This is a genomic window from Candidatus Omnitrophota bacterium (genome assembly GCA_041650805.1).
Classification (GTDB): Bacteria; Omnitrophota; Gorgyraeia; order 2-01-FULL-45-10; family 2-01-FULL-45-10; genus JBAZKM01.
Window position 1 is genome coordinate 104,004 of sequence record JBAZKM010000003.1, and the last position, 21,000, is coordinate 125,003.

At 54.7% G+C, this 21,000-nt stretch carries 6 protein-coding genes; all 6 read left to right on the forward strand.

Annotated features, from left to right (window positions below):
- The first annotated feature begins 7 nt into the window (after positions 1 to 7).
- Complete coding sequence (locus WC515_03155; protein ID MFA5146361.1) at positions 8 to 2,212, forward strand: DNA translocase FtsK; 2,205 nt, start codon at positions 8 to 10, stop codon at positions 2,210 to 2,212.
- A complete protein-coding gene (locus WC515_03160) occupies positions 2,202 to 3,062 on the forward strand; it encodes a RodZ domain-containing protein (GenBank protein MFA5146362.1) in 861 nt (286 codons plus the stop codon). Before WC515_03155 ends, WC515_03160 begins: the two co-directional genes overlap by 11 nt.
- Positions 3,063 to 3,067: 5 nt before the next feature.
- Complete coding sequence (gene rimO / locus WC515_03165) at positions 3,068 to 4,399, forward strand: 30S ribosomal protein S12 methylthiotransferase RimO (GenBank protein MFA5146363.1); 1,332 nt, start codon at positions 3,068 to 3,070, stop codon at positions 4,397 to 4,399.
- 25 nt (positions 4,400 to 4,424) lie between these two features.
- Entirely contained in the window at positions 4,425 to 5,015 is a 591-nt protein-coding gene (pgsA, locus tag WC515_03170) for a CDP-diacylglycerol--glycerol-3-phosphate 3-phosphatidyltransferase (GenBank protein MFA5146364.1), read from the forward strand.
- Positions 4,999 to 5,451 (forward strand): phosphatidylglycerophosphatase A, encoded by a 453-nt coding sequence (locus tag WC515_03175; protein ID MFA5146365.1) that lies wholly within the window; start codon positions 4,999 to 5,001, stop codon positions 5,449 to 5,451. Before pgsA ends, WC515_03175 begins: the two co-directional genes overlap by 17 nt.
- Positions 5,452 to 5,604: 153 nt before the next feature.
- Complete coding sequence (locus tag WC515_03180; GenBank protein MFA5146366.1) at positions 5,605 to 20,922, forward strand: helix-turn-helix domain-containing protein; 15,318 nt, start codon at positions 5,605 to 5,607, stop codon at positions 20,920 to 20,922.
- Positions 20,923 to 21,000: the final 78 nt, after the last annotated feature.

Consider the following 21,000-nt stretch of genomic DNA (forward strand, 5'->3'; position numbering starts at 1 on the left):
AGGTGTTATGGATAAGACCAGGTGGAATGAGATACAGGCCGTCCTTCTTTTTGCAGTGGCCGTCCTCATATTTATCAGCCTCATCACGTTCGATTTTTCAGACCTTCAGTTATTCACCTCGACCCCGAACTATCCCGTAAGGAATTTTGCGGGGCTCTTCGGCGCCTACCTGGGGGCCGTCCTCTTCTTCGTCATGGGCCTGAGCGCCTATATCATACCCGTGCTTGTCCTGACGTGGGCGCTAGCCCGGTTTTCCGGGATCACCCCGCAGAAATTGTACTTCAAGATATTCGGGACGTTCTTCCTTGTGATGGCCTCAAGCGCCATCTTCTCCATAATAGGACGCGGAGACAACGCATTCCGTTTCCGACTCGGCGGCACCGTAGGGCTGGTATTTTCGGACTTTCTCATAAAATACCTGGGAAGGGGAGGGGCATTCGTCGTCATAATAGTCCTCTTTCTCCTCTCCATATTGCTCGCCACGGAGTTTTTGCTCATACCGTTCCTTTCGGGGTTGTTCAAGCGCGCCCGCTCGCTCCCCTCAGGCATTAAAGAGAGGATCATGGAAGAGCGCGAAGCGGTGACCATGAAGATAAAGCGGCCGTCCGGCCCGCCGCAGTTAAAGGAGAAGAGGGACGAAGACGCCCCGCCCTTAAAGAAGCCCGCCTTCTCGCCGGCCGAAGCCATCAGGAAGAAGCTTATGCCGCAGCCCGAAAGGCCGGCGCCTGTCAGGGCGAAAGCGGCGGTAGAGGCAAGGCGTATCGACCCGTCCGGTTACAAACTTCCGGGGCTCGACATACTGGAGTCCCCTCCCCCCATAGAGAATAGGAAGATAAAGGAGGACTTCCAGGAGAACGCGACCATACTGGAAGAGACGCTGAGGGATTTTGACATAGAGGCGAAGGTCGTGAATTACAACAGGGGCCCGGTGATAACGCGGTATGAGCTAGAGCCTGCCCCGGGCGTCAAGATACACCGCATCACATCGCTCGGAGATAATATAGCCCTTGCTATGAAGGCGCAGAGCGTCAGGATAGTGGCCCCGATACCCGGAAAGGGGACGATAGGCGTGGAGGTGCCGAATTCCGCGAGCACCCTGGTATACCTGAAAGAGATACTCGATTCGAAAGAGTACCGGGATTCGGCCTCGAAATTGAAGCTGGGCCTCGGTAAAGATATAGCGGGGACCCCGGTCATAGCCGATCTTTCCACAATGCCGCACCTCCTGATAGCTGGCGCAACCGGGTCCGGTAAGACCGTATGCGTCAATGCGCTCATAACGAGCATACTCTATAATTCGACCCCGGACGAAGTGAAGTTCATAATGATAGACCCAAAGAGGGTCGAGCTCGCGGTATTTAACGATCTCCCCCACCTCCTTGCGCCCGTCGTGACCGACTCGAAGAAGGTGGCAAGCGTCCTGGAATGGCTCGTGGGCGAGATGGAAGGAAGGTATGAGCTCTTTGCAAAGATGACAGTCCGTAATATAGACCTTTATAATGAGAAGATGGCAAAATCCGCCGGCGCGTCGTCCGCAGAAGACGCGATGAAGAAACTGCCGTACATAGTGGTCATCATAGACGAGCTTGCCGATCTCATGATGATAGCGCGGCAGGACGTCGAAGGCGCGATCACGCGCCTCGCCCAGCTTTCCAGGGCCGTCGGGATACACATCATACTGGCGACACAGCGCCCGTCCGTTGACGTCATCACCGGCGTCATCAAGGCGAACTTTCCTGCGCGCATCTCGTTCAAGGTGGCCTCAAAAGTCGATTCGCGCACCGTCCTCGATATGAACGGCGCCGATAAACTGCTGGGAAGGGGCGATATGCTCTTTGTGGAGCCGGGGGCATCGAAGCCGGTGAGGGCGCAGTGCAGCCTGATCCAGGACAGGGAGATAGAGCGGATCACCGCCTTTATAAAATCACAGCGCGGGCCGTCTTACGCGGAGGGCATTCTGGAGAATGAGAAGAAGGGTTCGTTCAAGAAATTCGATAAGGATGAGGTGTATGAAGAGGCGGTGAAGCTCATCCTGGAGACGCGGCAGGCATCGGTCTCTGTCCTGCAGCGGCGGCTGGGGCTCGGCTACACGCGCGCGGCCCGGCTGATCGATATGATGGAAGACGAAGGCATAGTGGGCCCGTATCAGGGGTCCAAGCCCCGGGATATACTTATAAGTATAGAGGAGTACCAGACGAAAAGTGGCGGATGAAATAGGGACTTCAAAGAGATCGATGACGACCCTGGGTGAGCGGCTTAAAGGCGCACGGGAGAAGAGAGAGCTCACGATAGACCAGGTCCACAAACAGACGCATATCCATTCCACGGTCCTGAGGGCCCTCGAGGAAGGGCGCTGTGACGATATACTCACACCCACCTATGTGAGGAGCTTCCTGAAGAAGTATGCCCACCACGTAGGAGTGGATGTAAAATGGGTCCTCGACGAATACGACCTTATAAATTCCGCAAAGGCGGGCGGGAAGGGCCCCAGGGAAGAGAAGATGCCGGAGGTGAAGTCATCCGAGATCGCCTCGCACTTCATACACGCCTTGAGCATCATCCTCCTCCTGATCGCGCTTCTCCTCCTGATATCGTTTTTGGGCAAAAGGATATTTTCGTATCTCTCTTCCGTACGTAAGAGCCGGCCTGCCATGACCAGCCCGGCCGTCCTCCCCGGGAAAGGGAAGGCGGTGAAGACGAGGCAGGTTATAACGCCGGTCAGGAGCAAAACCGCGGCCAAGGCAAAGCCCGCCCAGCAGGCCCCGGCGCCGGCCAGGAGCCCTGCCGCGGTACAGACGGCCGTTAAGAGCGGGCCGTTCAGGTTGACCATTAAGGTGAACAAGGCCGTAATGGTGGAGCTGAAGCGGGACGGAGAGGTCCTATTCAAGAGGCTGCTTTCGAAGGGCACAGTAGAGACATTCTCCGCAAATAATAAGATAGAGATCTACGTAGCGAACGGGGAGGCGATAGAGCTGATCCTGGACGATAAGTCGTGGGGGTCGCCCCGCAAGGGTGTGATAAAGAACCTTGAAGTGACATCGCAGGGTATCAGGATACGCTAATATCGATGGCCAAAGTAGGGATCGTCAGTTTAGGATGCCCGAGGAACCTTGTCGATTCTGAAGTGATGGTCGGTTCTTTGAAAAGGGCCGGATTCGAGCTGACAGATATCGAAAATGGGGTCGACATATGCCTTGTTAACACATGCTCGTTCATCGACTCCGCGCGGGAAGAATCTATAGACGCGATACTCCAGGCCGCATCCCTTAAGAGAGATGGTAAGATAAGGCATATGGTGGTCGCGGGGTGTCTTGCGCAGCTCGGGAAAAAAGAGCTTCTTAAGGATATCCCCGAGATCGACCTCCTCATAGGCACGAACGATTTTCACCGGATAGGAGAACTGGTAAAGGGGCTGGGGCACGGCGTCTCCTGCGCCGTATCGCGGAAGCTCGACCACCTCTATACGGAGGACTCGCCCCGCTCGCTGCTTACCCCGAAACATTACGCATATGTCAAGATAGCGGAAGGATGTGACAATAGCTGCAGCTATTGTATCATATCGCGCCTCAGGGGCTCTTTCAGGAGCAGGCCGATGGCATCCATAGCCGGAGAGATAAAGCGGTTATCGGCCGGCGGGGACCTGAGGGAGATAGATCTGATAGCGCAGGATACGACGCTCTTCGGCCGGGACAGGCCGGGTAAAGAAACCCTGCCGGCCCTGCTCAGGACCATATGCCGGATGAGGACGTCCGTGGGATGGATACGTCTCCTCTACACACACCCGGCGCATTATTCCGACGACCTCATAGATACGATCGCGCATGAAGGGAAGATCTGTAAATACCTCGATATACCGGTACAGCATGTAAGCGACAGCATATTGAAACGGATGAACCGTCATACGACGAAGAAGGCGATCATCGGCCTTCTGGAAAAGATAAGAAAGAACGTAAGAGGAGTAACGCTCAGGACTTCCATAATAACGGGATTCCCGGGCGAGACGGAAGAAGAGTTCAGGGAACTCATCGATTTCGTAAAGCGGATGAGGTTCGAGCGGCTCGGCGTATTCATATATTCGCGTGAGGACGGGACGAGGGCGGCAGGGTTCCGCGGCCAGGTCCCCGAGAAGGTCAAGATGGAAAGATATGATGAGCTGATGAAGACGCAGAAGGCCATATCGGCAGAGTTGAACAGGTCTTTCCTGGGAGAGACGATAAAGGTATTGGTCGACGAGAAGATATCCGGGGAGAAGGACAGGTTCCTCGGCCGTTCCGAGGGTGACGCACCCGAGGTAGACGGCGCCGTATATATTACGGGCAAGGGCCTCAGGGTGGGAGATTTCTGCCGTGTCAGGATCACCGACACGCTCGAGTACGACCTTGTAGGAGAATCCGTATGACCGGGGGGAGGGAAGTGACCGCACCATGAACTTACCCAATAAGCTGACCATATCACGGATAGCGCTGACGGTCATATTCATGTTCTTCCTATTTGCGAACGGCCTGCTGGCTAAAACGTTTGCGCTTATGGTCTTTTTGGCCGCGTCCCTCACCGACCTCCTGGACGGGTATTTTGCAAAGCGGGACAACCAGATAACCGACTTCGGGAGGCTGATGGACCCGATAGCGGACAAGATACTGGTCCTCTCCGCCTTCCTGGCGTTCGTAGAGATGGAACTTGTACCGGCCTGGATGGTCGTGGTCATAATCTTCAGGGAAGTGGCGGTGACGGGCCTGCGGGTCCTGGCGCTGACGAAGGGCAGGGTCATACAGTCCGACGACGGCGGGAAGCATAAGACCGTCTCGCAGTTCGCCGCGATATTCGCCATACTCCTCTTCCTGATATTCAGGGAGGCGGGTATGAAGGTCTTTGAATTCTGGAGTGACCGTACCGAGGTCCTGTACAAAAATACGATATTTGCGCTTATGTGCATCACCGTGGTATTGACGCTTATAAGCGGCGTATCGTATCTGGTAAAGAACAGGGAGGTCTACACCAATGAAAAGACACATTAAGCTGATAACGAGTTTCTTCTATATAGGCCATTCACCGGTCATGCCCGGGACGCTCGGAAGCATCGCGGGGCTTATCGTATACTTCGTGGTGAATAAGAGCATACTCCTGTACGGCTACTCCATAGCGTTTCTCTTCATGCTGGGGATGATATTCTCGGCGGAAGCCGAACGCATATATAAACGCAAAGATGCCCGCATGATAGTCATAGACGAGGCGTGCGGCATGTTATTGGCCCTGTACCTGATACCTGCCAGGCCGGTGCTTATCCTGCTGGGATTTTTGTTATTCCGTATCTTCGATATAACGAAGCCGTTCCCGGCGAAGAGGGTGGAGAAGGTCTCCGGCGCATTCGGGGTGATGTTCGACGATATAATAGCGGCTCTATATACGAACCTTATCCTTCAGATGGTCTCCCGCCTGTTTCACATACTATAATATCAGCATATATAGAGTAAAGATAATATGGAATGGTTTGTGCATTTAGTTAAGGCATAAAAAAGTAACTTGTCTTATCAAAATTATATGGTATACTTTCATCGTTTATTATATTAAGAGATTAGCAACCCAGATTGTATCTAAATCATGCAAATGAAAAAGATAATTTACAAGATAATCTCGTCGATACTTATAGTGACATTCTTTGCGCAGGATATATTATGGGCAGATCCTGAGATCATAAAGGATGGCTATTCTCTGCAGGTACAGTCGAAATTCCTTCCTTCGAACCCCGAGATATTCCATAAAGGGCTGATAGAGATCCCGCTTAAATATATCATCGAGAGCACCGATATAGGGACGTTCAACCTGCGCCTTATGCCGCGCGTCTATGAAGGCGTTGAGGTCATACTCGATTTCAGCCCTGCCGATCTTTCGATAGGCAAAAGTACCGGAAAATATAAAGACGGCGACAACTGGATAGTGCCTTGTTTCGTCGGGGATGTAGAGGGGCGGTATACATGGGCATATGAGGCGGTCGTCGCGCCTGACAGGTCCTTCGAGGTGAAGAGGGCCCCGGAACGCGCTCATCCGCCCGCGGCCGATAACGATCTTGATGAAGATGCCGAAGCATGGCTGGGGACGACCTTTGTGTATATGATGCTGGACGTCTCTAAATTGCCGGCCGGGCAGGATGAAGTGGCGCAGGAGTTACTGGGGATATTGGATGAGGAGACGTCAGCGGGGATAGGTTCGGAGGAACGGAAAGACGCGATCCGGGCGCGGCTCGCCGGCCATTTCTACGCACGGCGTACGGAGATAGAAGAGCGTCTTTACGGCCCCGTAAGGAAGGATCTGCGCGATAGGGCCGGCAGTATCGCTTCCGGGCTCGAGGGTGAAGGACCGGACGCCATCGATCGGGCCGGCCGGTTCCTGGCCGAATACGACGCGCTCGACGCCTCCGTTAAGACGCCGGGGCTGGACCGTCAAGTAGAGTCGCTCCGGATGCTTCTCAACTCTGCGATACAGAGAGAAGAGCGCGCCGAACGGTTAAAGGAGGTCCTCAAAAAGGTTTCGCGTGAGGATATCCTCGTAGTAGTGCGGCAATCAGGAAGCGAAATCGGCGAGAGGATGGGACGCAGGAAGCTTGCTAAACTTGCGCGGCGCTTTGGCATTACGCCCGGCGACATTTTTCGCGCGGCCAATCATTATCTTATCCAAGACGCCGACGCCATACTGGAACGATTAAGGGCTCCGACAGACGAGACGATCGCCGGGGCCCGGGACTTTATGAAAGAGATGTCGGGCATGCCGTTCTCTGTAGAGGATCCCGAGCTGTCGAGGCGTTTTATTAATATACGCCGGATCCTCGGCGATTTTGCCGAGATGGAACGGCGGCGTGAGGAAGAGGCCGTGAACGCCGAACGGAGGCAGAGAGCGCTTGAGGAAAAGTTGCGGGAAGACGCCCGCCGGGCCGCGCACATCGAGGATCTCAAGCTGGCCATATCCATTGGATCTCTTACCGGAGCTCTTACTTCAACCGGAGGTGACCTGGCCAGGACGGCGAAAGAATTGAAGAGTACGGTACCCGACATCATGCTGCTGGTAGATTCATACGGATTGAATGACGCGCTTGAAGCGATCAGGACACGGGCCAGGGCGGAGAGCGAAACAAGAGAGAGGGAGGATACCAGGAGAGGCCTCTTGGAGCTGATGGAGACGCTCAGGTCTCCCCGGAAGGAGATATCACCCGCCTATCTGGCGAGATTTTTAGAACCGTTAAGACGTATGCCCGGAGGATCCCTTAATGCTCTTGCCGCGGAGGCGGGCATCGACACGGCCGCATTTGACGCGCTCCTGGCCACTTACCGGGACCGGTACAGGAAGGCCTTCCCGGAGCGCGCCCCCGGCGCCGGAGAGCCGTCCCGGCAGGACCGCATAAGCGGCAGGACTGTAAGAGAAAGGTCCTTCGATATAGAGTATGTGGGACCAAACAACCCGCGGTATGCCATTGTCAGGAAGAGCGCGACGGGCATAATAGGCGCGGGTGTCGAAGAAGAGGTCGACGGCTCAGGCATGATAACCATCGATCTGCAGATCCTCATCCTGGGGGTCCTTTATAAGGCGGTCGAGAATTCGGTTGACGGCATATTCGAGCGCGCCAACCACGAAGAAGATACGGACCGCCTCTTCCGGGATGCGATAAGGTTCAGGATTTTGCGCGACGAGAGAAACGGCCTCGTCCATTTTATGCTGGAAGATAAGGGCAAGGGTATACCTGCTGAAGTGCTCGCGGCATGGATGCGGGATGATTTTCCTATGACCACAAAGGACCAGTCGTCAGGGCTGACGCAGGGCGGCGACGGCAGGGCCGTCGGGGAGGCGCTCCGCATATGCGCCGAATGCGGGTTTGCCATATCCTTCATCACCAGGACCGCGGACGATAACGGATATGAATTTATACAGGAGCCGGACGGGTCCCGCCGCCTCCTGGAGCGTCACGTGGAAGATGCCGGCACCTCGGTCGTCATCACTGTCAAGGCATCGGGACCTGCCCGGGGCGCCGGGCGCCGGTTGAAGGAGATCGTTTGGCCGGAAGAGCCGAAGACCGCCGGATCGGACAGGGCGCAGGCCATCAACGATTGGACCGCTTATTTTGTAAGATCACTTGATATTGCGGCATCCCTGGACCACCAGAATATATGGACTTACAAACTTAAAGAGACGGGTGAGGTAGTAAAGGCAGAGGAGAGCTTCCTGAAATGGATCACGCACAACGCGCGGAATCATCTCGGATTTTTGAGTGACGATACCCTCTCCTTTGAGGCAAGGGCGGAAAGGGCGAAAGAGGCATTCGGCAAGATAGCGGCAGAGGATAGCTTTGCCTTTCTCAGGTCCCTGACCGGGAAAGAGATAGGGGAGATAGTCCCCGGGGAGGTCGTTCATGCCGGCACCGAGAAGGATCCGATGCTCCGGACCGAACTCTCCAACTTCTTCTCGGGAAGAGTGCTGTTGTGTGAGGGGGGCGCCGAAAACCTGGCGATATTGAAAGAGGTCTTCGGCCGGATGGAGAAGGCGATGGCGAAGATAGCGGAGATCTCAGGGCCCGGTAACGGCGGCAGGCCGTCACATCCGGCACTCATTATCGGCATCATCGCCATGATGATCCTGCCGTATATACTTGAGAATCTCTTCCCGGGCCTCTTCGCAGGCAATGGCCCGGCCGCTATGGCGGCCATGCTGCCGATCCTGCCTATGCTTGTATACGGAAGATCCGATAAGACAGATATTTCCAAAGAAGACCGTTCATGGTTACCGGGAAGCCCGGAAGACCCTATTATGGAACGGTGGAGGATGCTGGTAGACGAGATCATAAATACGGAAAGCCTGAACGAATGGGCGCGGCAGAAGGGGCAGAGACCAAACACCGTAAGAAGTTATATCGATAGGATCCCGGTGCTCCGTAGGATGCTTGCAAGGGCAAGGAAAGCGAATCCGCTAAAGCTATGGGTATCGGGCAAACCCGGCCAGTCCACCGGCGAACGCCTTAATCTTTTCATTAAAGAGATATTGATGGCAGGCAGCGTTGCAGCCTGGGCAAGGGAGCATGGGAGAGATCCTTCCGGCGTCCAAACCTTCGTCGAATCCTATGAAGGTCTTCGCGAAAGGGTCTATTCAGCCCTGCTGCGGCCGTGGTTTCCCGGGAGGTTAGACCAGAGTCCGGAGGAACGGATAAAGATATTTCATGCCGAGGTTCGTAAGGAAGGAAGTGTGAGCGCGTGGGCGCGTAATCACGGTATCAGAGACCCGGGTATCGTCTATTCTTTCATGAAAAACCATCCCGAAACGGCAATACCGGAAGAAAAGATACCCGATCGGACCATTATCGAACGAAGCGTAAATAACAAGACCATAGGCCCGTTCACTTATACTAAATTATTGACTTACATGAAGCATCTGGAGGAGTGCGGCATAGAGGGCCTGGAAGGGCTCGAGATACGGTACGGGTCTTCGAAATTAACGATATTTGCCCGCACAAGAAAAGGCAGAGGGGTATTACTGCGGGAAACCCATCAGATACTGTTGGGCGATGATCTCAGGCCCAAGGGCGTCGACGGAAATATGATGTCGATATCCAGGGTCATTGAAAAACAGGGTGCGCCCGTTATGATACCCGTATATCCTGAGATAGAAGGGTTCGGTTATAAGATAGTCGACTACAGGATACGGTCGTTCCTGGAGCATTTAGGACTAAGGTCCACCGAGGTGGTGGCTTTCAGATATACAGGGGACGGGGAGCCGAACAGACGTATTGAGATATGCATGAAGAAGAAGGGCTTCATGAGAAAAGGCGAACTTATCACCGTGATAGACCTTGACGAAGACGGCTTTCCTGTCGGTGTCCCGAAACCGGCCATGCCGGACCCCGGGCAGAGGATAAGGGTAAATCTCCTGAAGCTCCAGATAAAGCGCGGCAAGATAGACGCCGAGGTATATCCCATGACCCGGTCAGCATCAATAGTCCAGAATGTGATAAACATAGGAGGGGTGGAGTATATAGGATTGCAGACCTACATAAGTTATCTGGCAAGGAAAGGGACGGCCGATATTTCAGGATTGGATTTCGTAAAGGTGTCAAAGGACAGAGTGGATATATTTGCTGTTTGTAGTAAGGACGGCGTAGAGACAAGGACCAAAACTCATTCCATTATCCTGGACGAGGACGGCCTGCCCGAAAATAGGCCTGCCGAGAACAATAGCGAAAGATACTATCTTATGGATATATTGAGGAGGCAGGGCAACGACCTCGGATATTCCGTCCCGGCAAGAAGAGATTCGTGGCCTTTAGAGAGGACACTCGAAGCGATCCGGGAGAGGGAGAGGGCCGGTCTCCCGCTCAACCCTGGTTTCCTGAGAAATCGTAAAGCCGATGAAGGAGGCGATGTAGGATTGTGGGGTGCAATGAAAAAGCACGGCCTTCTTGACCGATACCGTCTTCATGCAACGGGCGGAAGAAGGATAGAACCCGTACCCGGTCCGATAGCTCTGTATAGAGGCTCCGTCATGAGGTACGGTGAACTCTCCCAGGAAGAAGCGGAGGCGTTATGGCGCAGGATGGCATGGGGCGATGACCAGGCGCGGGTCGAGCTCGCAAACGGCTTAAGCCGGCTTGTAGTGATGTGGCTCGAAGATGACTCTGTATTCGGCATGGACCTGTCAAGAAGCACCGAATGGAATGAGGACGTATTGAGCACGGCAAATGAGACGATACTGGAAGAGTTGGAGAGGTCTAAGAACGATTCTGATCCGCTGGCATGGGACGGCGAACCGGATACCCTCTTCTCATTCCTGATAAACAGGATAAGAGGGGCTATCAAATGGGCGAGAAAAGAGAGGTACGAAGAAAAAGCGGTCGAAAGGACGGCAGTACGGCTTGATGCGCTCCAATATTCAAATAAGAGTAATGGGCCGACAAAGAGAACCGGGCATGAAGGCATAGAAGCCGCTGCGGATATCACCCGTTATCATCCCGATGAGATCGGCAGGATCTTATCCCCGGACGGTATAAATGGCCTTGACCGGGCCCTGGCCGAAAGGGATGCGGAATCAGCCGGTGAAGGCATAATAATGCCCGACGAAAAAGATGAATTGGCGGCGAGGATAAAGGCGCTGCTGATAGAAAAAGGTATCCCGGGAAAGATAGGCAGGCTCTTGCATAAGCCCTTTGCCGTATACATGGTAGGCAGCATGGGACGTTTTAAACCGGCCCGTCACCATTTAAGCGATGTGAACCTGGTCCTTGTCATAGATAATGATAACGATAATATAGAAGAAGTGTTAAGGGTGCTGCAAAATGAGATAGGAGGGAGGGTGGCCTATCAGGATGACGCATCCTTACCTATCCTGTTATTGGGGAAGAACGGCCGCTATGATATAGATAAAGCCGGGGGGAATGGATTTATCTCCCTCTTGGAAATGTTCGGCATAGGCAGCCCCGATCCTGAAATAGGATTCGCGTCAATAGAGGTGGTGCCTTTATCGTCCGGTTATATAGAGGGCAGGATATACGACCTTATGAGGTCTGAATACGGAGAGGAAGAGATAGAAGAAGGCATAATAGCGGAGGCCAGATCCATAAGAAGGCTCGCCTTCCACGTATTGGAGCCGGAGCGGTATAGGGGCGCAGGGCCTAATGCAAGATTGATATATGAAAGCGCGCAGGATGTGAGCAACATGTTTAAAAGGAGATTGGAAGTCGCCTTTTCTACATATAGGGACAGATTTGACTCCGAAACGACAGAGTACTTCGAAAATAAGCTGCTTCGTGACAGGCCCTATGTCTCTGTATATCCGGAGATATTATCAGCCCGGCCTGTGCTTGCGGCGGTCATCGGCACGGTCGCTCTGCTGGCCCTGCAGTATATATTGGAGAGCATATTCCCGGGCGAAGGCCCGGTCGCTATGGCAGGCATGCTGCCGCTCGTGCCGTTATTACTTATGGGCGGGGCGAAGCCGAACGCCGGCAATAAATTCAAAAAGGCTGGTGACGGGAGTATCTATCTGGCAGGCTTCGGCGAGCGGCTTAAGAGGGTCCGGGAGGCGCAGGGATTGAGCCAGGAAGAACTCAGCTTTTTGATGGATGGGGCGGTGACCCAACTGCAAATCTCGAGGTGGGAGAACGAACAACTTACCCCGCCGCCCGCCGCTTTGCTTGGGGCTATGTCGGAGATATTGGGAGTGCCCCCTGACTATATAAGGCTGGATGAAGATAGCGTAGATCGGGAGGCGTTAAGGAAGAGGGGTGATATAGGCGGGAGAGTAAAAATGGTGAGAGGCCTTTTCGGCCTATCGCCTATGGAGGCGAACCGTGAATTGGGTGTCAGCGGCACCAACTACCTGCGGTATGTGGAGAACGGGAGGAGGCCTACGCTCAGCTACATTTCAAGGTTTGCGGAGCTCTTCAGGCACGAGGTGAGCGTCAGATATCTGTTGACAGGGATAGACGAGCCCCGCTGGGAAACTGTAGGGGTGGTCGCAGGTTGGGGCGAGAGGATCGATAAGGTCATCATGAAATTGAATATAAACCGAGCGGAATTATCAAAGAAGATGCGCATAAGGACGACACGGTTGAAGCAGATGATCAAAGGCGATATAAGGCCGTCGGTCCTGCAGTTGGAGAGTATGGCATCGTACTGCGGAGTGCCCGCAGGATATCTGGTAAAGAACGGCACCGAGCCGGAATGGGATATGCTGAAAAAAGAAGGCGATGAAGCACATTCTCCTTCCGTAAAGGATGTTGAGCGGCCCGAAAAGGGTCCCGACGCGCCGGAACGGGTTACGGTCAAGCCGGGTGATATATCCGCGAGTATCGGACATTTCCGCTATACAGGCATGAGGGCATACATTAATTATCTAATAGAATGCGGGTTAGGAGATCTGGAGGGTATCGAGCTGGTCCGTCTGGGCCGTAAGGTAGAGGTCTACGGGCTGATAAATATGGGTGGCCATATCAAATATGAATACCTGAATGAAATTTTACTGGCCCCTGACCTGGCTCCTGAGGGTATAACCATAGGAGAGAGGAGAGAGCTTTCGATATTGCCTGTCCTGGAGAGGCAGGGCGTGCCGCTAATGGTGCCTATTTCAGGAAAAAGCGAATCTTTCGGCGTTAACGGCGTCGAATACAAAGCCGGCTCGTTCTTCAGACATCTGGGTATATTGAGCGGCGAGGCGGTTGCATTTAAATATCTTAAGGAGGGCAGTCTCGATAAGAGGATAGAGATACGCCGTAAGACAGCCGGTCTCAAGCCAGTAGGGGAGATCCTGACGACCGTGGACCTCGATATGGACGGATATCCTTCGGGTGTACCGGGCGAGTCGATCGCGCAGGGGAATGCCGTCTCCGTTCTCGACTTACAGATGAGGCGTAATAAACATATGAGCGAGCATTGGCGGTTGAGGAGGCGGCTCTCGGTCGGCGACAAAGAAGTATGGTTTGACGGGAGAGGGGGGATCTGCTACCGGGGGATAGAGGCATACCTGAACTATCTGAATAGGACCGGGGTGAAGGAGATCGCCGGTATCGAGATGGTGAAGAGATACGGGAAGAGCGTAGAGATATTTGCCCTTATTAATACGAAAAATGGGTTGGCCTCAGAAAAGATGCACACGATCATTCTCGGAGATGATGATCTGCCTGCATCGTGCGCCTCATCCGGAGAGAGGATATTCTTCTCTATCCTCGATGTGCTTGAGTGGCAGGATAATCCCATAGAACTATCTTTGTCCTCGCCGCAGTTCTATCAGGATTTTGCCCTGGGGCGGGTAGATTATTATGGACTGGGTGAACTGCTGGAATTCAAGGGGGTACCCCGGGAAGATGTCAGGGTGTACAAGCGCTGCGGGGCAGATAGGGACGAACATCTCATAGAGGTGCACAAAGATTCCTTTAAAGGTGATCTGGTATTCAGGATCCTGTTGGATACCGCTGACAGGCCGAAGTTCCTGGATGAAAAAGCGGTAAGCGCGGATATAGCGGAGCTGCTTCATGGCCAGGGCGACATGGATGATGAAGAATTTGAGGGATATATAAGGTACAGAGAGAGGTCTCGTCGGGCAAAACGTGACTCCGCAATGCTCAGGAAGAGGATCGATGCGCTTGCCATAGCCGTTGCCGCTCAGGACAAAGGCCTATTTTCAAGAGCGAGGCGGGAGATCCTGTCCGCGGAAGGTCTGGCCGGAGATACGGTACGCGCGATCATGAGTGCGCTGGGTGCGCCATATTTTTCGGGTATAAACGGAAACGGCGGGTACGCCATCCGCCGGCTTATTGAAGAATCGGCACGAAGGTTCGGGATAACCGGAGATCTCCCGGGAAGAAGGCCCATATATACCGGTGAGAAGGCGGAGCAGATGCTCGCAGCGATGCCCGATACTGAAAAGACACCTCACCTTTTGAAGACCACAAATGGAGCGTTGTACGCCGCCGCGAAGCGCCATAATATACCGCTTCCTACGGTCTCGGAGATAAGGCGGAGAGAGGTCGAGGCCAGGTCCCGGCGCACGCAAATGGACAGGAGGCCTCTCGGAGCCCCGGGGGCGCTCTATCGCGCGCATGTCATGCGGTACGAACTGCTTTCAGAAGAGGAGGCGGAATCATTATGGCGCAGGATGGCGGAAGGCGATGAGAGGGCGCGTGTCATGCTGGCCAACGGATTGAGCCGGCTTGTCGTAGAATGGCTGGGAGATGAGTCGTTTTTAAGCATAGATATTTCCAGAAGTAACGAGTATAACGAATCGGTCCTGAGCATGGCAAACGAGACCATAGTTACGGAATTGAACCGTGGTCCGGCCGATCCCGAAAGATGGAGCGGGGCGCAGGGGACGCTCTACGGATTCCTGATGTCAAGGGTAAGGGGGAGCGTCAATTTTGTAAGACGGGAGATATTTTTGCGCAACCGGTTGAGTGCCATGACAAGATCTCTGGACCATCCCATGCGTTCCGTCAAGGATAACGAACCCACGGGTCGTTTCGCCGGAGAGTCCGTAGCCGTTACAGACAGCGCGGTGTGGGAAGAGCCCGGGGTAGTAGACAGGTTGTTGACCCCGGACGGCCTGAAGGCATTGGAGGAGGAGCTTGACGAACGTGACGTAGAGGCGGGCGGTGATGATGTCTTCACGAGAGAGGATAAGGATAAACTTGCCGCGAATTTAAGGCAATTATTTATCAAAAAAGAGGTGCCGGAGCGTTTGAATATGCTATTCGGAAAGCCCTACGCCATCTACATGGTGGGTAGCATGGGCCACTTCAAGGTCGCCCGTCGCGATCAGAGCGACTTAAACCTGGTATTGGCAGTAGATGCAGATATGTCAAAGCTCGAAGAGGCCCTCCGGATAATGAGGGAGGCGGTGGGAGGTGCCGTGCTGTACCAGCGCCATACGTCTCTTCCTGTGCTTCTGGTAGGCAAATTCGGGCACTACTATGCCGACAGGGCGGCCGGCAACGGTTTCATTTCGCTCCTGGACCTTTTCCATATAGGAAATCCGGATAACGGTTTTGCCTCCATAGAGGTCGTTTCATTCTCTCCGGAATATATACGGCTCCACATGGAGGAGTATGTCAGGTTCAGGGAGATGGAAGAAGATCACCATGATGGGGACGAATACTACGACGAGGAAGATTATGAGACGCTTGCCGGGGCCGAATCAGATGTAGAAGAGAGGGAATACAGGAGAAAGATCGGTAACGCCAGGGCCTTGATGAGATTGGGGTTCCATATACTTGAGCCAGAGAGGTATTACGGCGCCGGTCCTAACGCCAGGCTCGTCTTCGAAAGCTCGGAAAATGCAGGCAGGATGATAGAAGGACAGCTCACAGATGCATTCCTTCCATATCGTGAAGCGTTCGACGAGTTCAGCACCCGGTACTTCGAGGAGAGGATCCTTGGCATGGGCAGGAAGATCCGTTCCCCGCATGCAGCCATGACCGCGACTGAGGTCACTCAAGCGCCAAATACGGTTGCGGCGGTATCGGTTCAGCCGGTCCCGCAGGCAACCGCAGTTGAAAAGACCGAAGCCACGGTCAAAAGGCCGGACATCGGGACCCGGCTCAAGGAGGCCATGAAGGACGGCGCCAGGAATGAGGTCGCGAGATTGCTGGATCTGCTTGAGAAAAAGCGCGCATCCAGAGAGAAGAGCGGAGAGCAGATGCCCTCGCATCTTACGAGGAACATAGAATCGGCCGAGAGGTTCCTGAAAGAACATTCGGTCTTTACCGCGGCCGTAAGCGTTCTATTTCTGCTGGCCCTGCAGCATATACTGAAGGGCCTATTCCCGGGCGACGGCACGGTCGCGATGGCAAGTATGCTGCCGCTCGTGCCGTTATTACTTATGGGCGGGGTTAAGAAGGATAAGAGGGCTCGCGCCCCGGACGGTAAGCCGGTATCCGCCTATCCTACAAGAAGGTCGGCGGAGAAGGAACTGCTATCTCGCGCCCGCCGTGGTCTTTCCAATACGCCGACGGCATTGCAGAGAGTAAAGGAGAACGGTGGAGACGAAACGCTTTACGTGGCCGTCAGGAAATTCGGGATCACACTTCCTTCGGAACGGACAAAGAAGTATGCCTCGAAGTCCGCCGTAATGCGTGAGCTGAAGAGGCGCGCTGGCGCCGGCCTGGCAAACAATCACGCCGCGTTGCACAAGCCTATGGCCGAAGGAGGCGACTCCTCTCTTCTGGGGGCCGTGAAGAGATTCGAGGTAAAATTACCTAAGGAACCATCCGGCACACTTCCTTCTTACAGAACGAAGGAAGAGGTCGTAGCGGCCCTTGCCGACCGCGAAAGGCGCGGGTTGGCCAATACCATAATCGCGCTCAAAAGCCGGGTGAGAGACGGCGGAGACACGGGGCTCCTGGCCGCGGCACGGCGCTTCGGTGTGCCTATCAGGAAAATGAACAGGATACGATATAAGACCAAAAAAGAGGTGTATGCCGAGTTCAAACGGCGGCTCGAACGCGGGTTGGCTAATAACGCAGAGGCGCTTGTTGCCGGAATAGATAAAGGCGGCGACGTGGCCCTGCGACGCGCCGCCGAACGTCTCGGTATAGAACTGCCGAGCGGCGCGAAACCGAAAAAGTACAGTTCCAAAAGATCGGTCGAGGAGGAACTTGCCCGCCGCGGATCGGCTGGCTTGCCCAATAACCCGGCCGCTTTATCACGGCGTGCCGATGAAGGCGGGGACGCCGTCCTTCTGTATGCCGCCGAAGAATTCGGCGTGGCGCTTCCCATGTTGCATAAACACGGCTATGCGAGCAGAAGGGAAACGGTAAAAGTGTTGAGAGAGAGGGCGCGTCTCGGGTTGAGCAGTAACGCCGCCGCCCTGCAGGCCTCCGATGAGGAAGGCGGTGACAGGGCGCTCTATAAGGCCGCGATGAAGTTCGGTGTCAAGCTCCCGCGGGTGTCCCTGCAGAAGTACCGGACAAAGAACGAGACGCGCGCAGAGCTGGATGCACGCGCAAAGAGAGGGCTGGAGAGCACATCGTCCGCCCTTACGAAACGGGCGGAGGAGGGAGGTGACCCGGCGCTCCTGACAGCCGCAAAGAGATTTGGGATCACCCTTCCGCAAGGACGATCGGGTACTCCATCGCGGTATCAGAGTAGAGAGGAAGCGGAGGCAGAGCTGGCGCGGCGCGAGGCGCGCGGCCAGCAGAATAACCCGCAGGCCCTGTGGGCCGACGTTGAAGACGGCGGAGACCACCCCCTCCGGGAAGCGGCCCGAAAATTCGGCATAGAACTGCCGGCCGGTTATAAATCGTCAAGATACGGGACCCGCGAAGCTGTTGAAACGGAGCTCGAACGCCGAAATGATGAAGGGCTGGCAAATAACCCTCAGGCGCTCAATACGCGGGGTGACGAAGGGGGAGATTCGTTACTCCTGAAGGCGGCGCGTAAATTCGGCGTAGCGTTGCCCGTTCTTGTGAAAAATTCGAGGTATACGACGAAAGCGTCGGTAGATGAAGAGCTTGTGGCCCGCGAAGAGAGAGGGTTAAGAAATAACGTCGGGACATTGCAGATGGCGTATTCCGGCGGAGGCGATAAGGCGCTATTGCGTGCCGCGCGAAAATTCGGCGTCGGGCTCCCCGGAGGGCGGACCGGAAAGGAATTGAAATATAAGACGAAAGAAGAGGCAGAGGCAGAACTTGCGCGCCGCTCGTCAGAGGGTCTTGCAAATAATCCGAAAGCTCTCGGATCCGCCGGCGGTGACCAGGGCCTGCTTAAGGCATCGCGCCGGTTTGGCATCGAATTGCCAAGAATACGCCTGATCTCGCCGTACACCGGAAAAGAAGATGTGGAGGCCCAGCTCAGACGGCGCGGATCGCAGGGCATGTCGAATACCGCAGTGGCCCTGCAGCAGCCCAAAGAGAGGGGCGGTGATTGGCAGCTGTATAAGGCCGCAAAGAGATACGGGGTCGGGCTCGTCAGGCCGACCCGCCGGACCGTATATACCACCCCGGCAGATGTCATAGCCGCCATCGCGCGCCGCGAAGCAGAAGGCCTTGCTAGCAACCAGAAGGCGTTACGCGCGAAGAAGAGAGACGGGGGTGATACAGGGCTTCTCTATGCCGCCAGGCGTTTTAAGATACCATTGCCGCGGGGGAGGGTGGATCCGGAATATGGCCGAAGGGTTTCCGATACTACGTATCACCAGCTCCTCCCGTCCGGTAAGGAACTGACCGAAGAGGCGGCCGTCGCCCTGTGGCATAAGATGCAGACCGGCGACGAAGGCGCGCGTACCCGGCTCATGGCAGGCCTGATGCGTTTCGGTTTTGCTTTTGTCGAGAAGGAATTGAGCTATGATCTGCGGATCAGGTCCGACGCAAACGACACAGTCGTCGGCGCCATAGCCCTTGTCATAGTAGAGGAGGCGCATAACTGGGATGATTCCTCGGAGCCCAGCCTTTACAGATTTCTTAAGGAGAAGTTCAGGGAGTATGTCCAAAAAGAGCGCGCCCGTTCATATAAGGGGCGGCCTTTTGGCGCCTCCTCGCTTCAGGACGGCATGGAACGGCACGACGGCCGCGGCGAAGGCAGAAGAGCATTAAGGGAAGAGCGCATAGGGACTGTCGCTATGGGCCCTGCCAGGCAGCTGGAGGAAGTGGAGAATTTTATGGCACCCGAGGGTGATGCCCTCAGGCGGCTGGAGACCGAGCTTGATGCAAGAGGAAGAGATGCTCTGGGTGATGCCGCCATGACCGGTGAAGAAAAAGATATGCTCGCTTCCGATCTGCGCGATTTCTTCGGTAGGAAGGATATAGCGCGCATCCTGCGCGACGAACTGGGTATAGGAGAGTTCACGATCTATCTTGTGGGGAGCATGGGGAGGTTCGGCAGGGCGGCGCATGATCAAAGCGACGCCAACCTTTTGCTGGTAGCCGACGCTGAACCGGATGAATTGGAGGAGGCGCTCGTCATCCTGCGGGAGATGATAGGAGGATATATAGATTATCATGTTGAGACGGATATACCGGTGTTGCTTGTCGGGAAGAATGGCACGTATGATGACGCCGTCGCGAGCGGGAACGGTTTCATCCATATACTGCTGTCCCATCGTGTAGGTAACCCCGAAAACGGGCTGGCCAGTTTAGAAGTAGTCCCGCTTTCAAGGCCATACCTGCAGAATGTCATGGAGGTCTATGATACGCTGCTCGAGGACAGGGCGCCGTACTTCATCGGCGCAGAAGAGGCGCGCCAGGCGGCCGGGAATGCGCATGCATTGATGCGCCTGGGAACCCATACTCTCCACCGCTATCATGATATAGGGCCAAACGCCCGCCTTGTCTTTGAGAGTAACGAAGGCATTGCGCAAAGGCTTACCGCACGCCTTATAAGCTCTATTACCGGCAGATCATTCTTTGAATTTGCAAAATATTATTTTCAGAAATTTATGTTCGAGCAGGGGCTGAAAGGGGCCGGGGCTACCGCAGGATTTGCGCATCCCGTCCTGCTTGCCGGCGTCGTTCTGATCGGCGCGGCAGTATCATTTGTGATCGCCCACCTGACCGGCCATCCGGCCGCAGACCCAATGGCGGCCATGCTGCCGATAGTGCCGTTTTTAGTCGGGACGATCCAACCGGTCGCGCCGATAGGGCCTTCGTCAGCCGTCGGGGCACATCTCTCGGCCGAGTTGCAGGCCGCACAGCGTGCGGCGGAAGAGGCCGCAAAGGCGCGAAGAGGTAAAGAGGAAGAAGAAGCGGCGCGAAAAGTTGAGACGACGGTACAGCCGGTTGCACCTTCTGTGCCACCGCTCTTTTATGATAAAAGAGGATCGCCCGTGCTACCGGTAAGGACCGCACCCCCGGCCGGTTATTATCTCTCAAGAGATATGAGCGCCCCGGAAGGGCTTGCAAAGAGTTTTGTGGAAGCCATCGCGGATTATATGTTAAAGAAGAAACTCGTCCTCGCCTTTGTCGATGGGGTAGGGGGCCGGCAGTACGTAAACCCGATAGGGTTGATAGAGGCGCTCGAAGACCTGAAGAGAGACCCTGACTACGAGAAGATATTACAAAATCTCGAGATCGTCAGGTCAGGCCCGAAGAATATGAAGCTGAAATTGGAAGGGCATATCGAAGAAGGGGCTGAGGTATTCATCTTCTCTCCGTCGACGGACGAGGCCAGGGAGGAGACAGAGAAGATCAGGGGCGAAAGGGTGCGTTCTGTGTATATAGATGATTCGGGTCTCTCCGGCAATGAGTACTATCCGCTGTTAGAGATGATCGCTGTGACCCTGAAGAAGGCGGGTGATCATAGCCGTATCCTGGCTATGGCAGATGTGCTGCGGGACTTCTATATAATGCCGGAGGAGTCGGCAGACGGCCGGCTCATCTTCAGGTTATTGCCGCCATCTAAACGCCACGATACTCAGGAGTTGATATTGTATTATGCGCATCTTAAGGAATTGATACGGAATGCATAGCGCCAATGTTAAATCCTAAAAAAGTTAGTTATCCTGCCTTGACATATATAATTATAATGTTATAATATATGGTAAAGT

Coding starts and splice junctions, on each gene's coding strand:
- WC515_03155 (MFA5146361.1), top strand. CDS start 8: ATGGATAAGACCAGGTGGAATGAGATACAGGCCGTCCTTCTTTTTGCA.
- rimO (MFA5146363.1), top strand. CDS start 3,068: ATGGCCAAAGTAGGGATCGTCAGTTTAGGATGCCCGAGGAACCTTGTC.
- pgsA (MFA5146364.1), top strand. CDS start 4,425: ATGAACTTACCCAATAAGCTGACCATATCACGGATAGCGCTGACGGTC.
- WC515_03175 (MFA5146365.1), top strand. CDS start 4,999: ATGAAAAGACACATTAAGCTGATAACGAGTTTCTTCTATATAGGCCAT.
- WC515_03180 (MFA5146366.1), top strand. CDS start 5,605: ATGAAAAAGATAATTTACAAGATAATCTCGTCGATACTTATAGTGACA.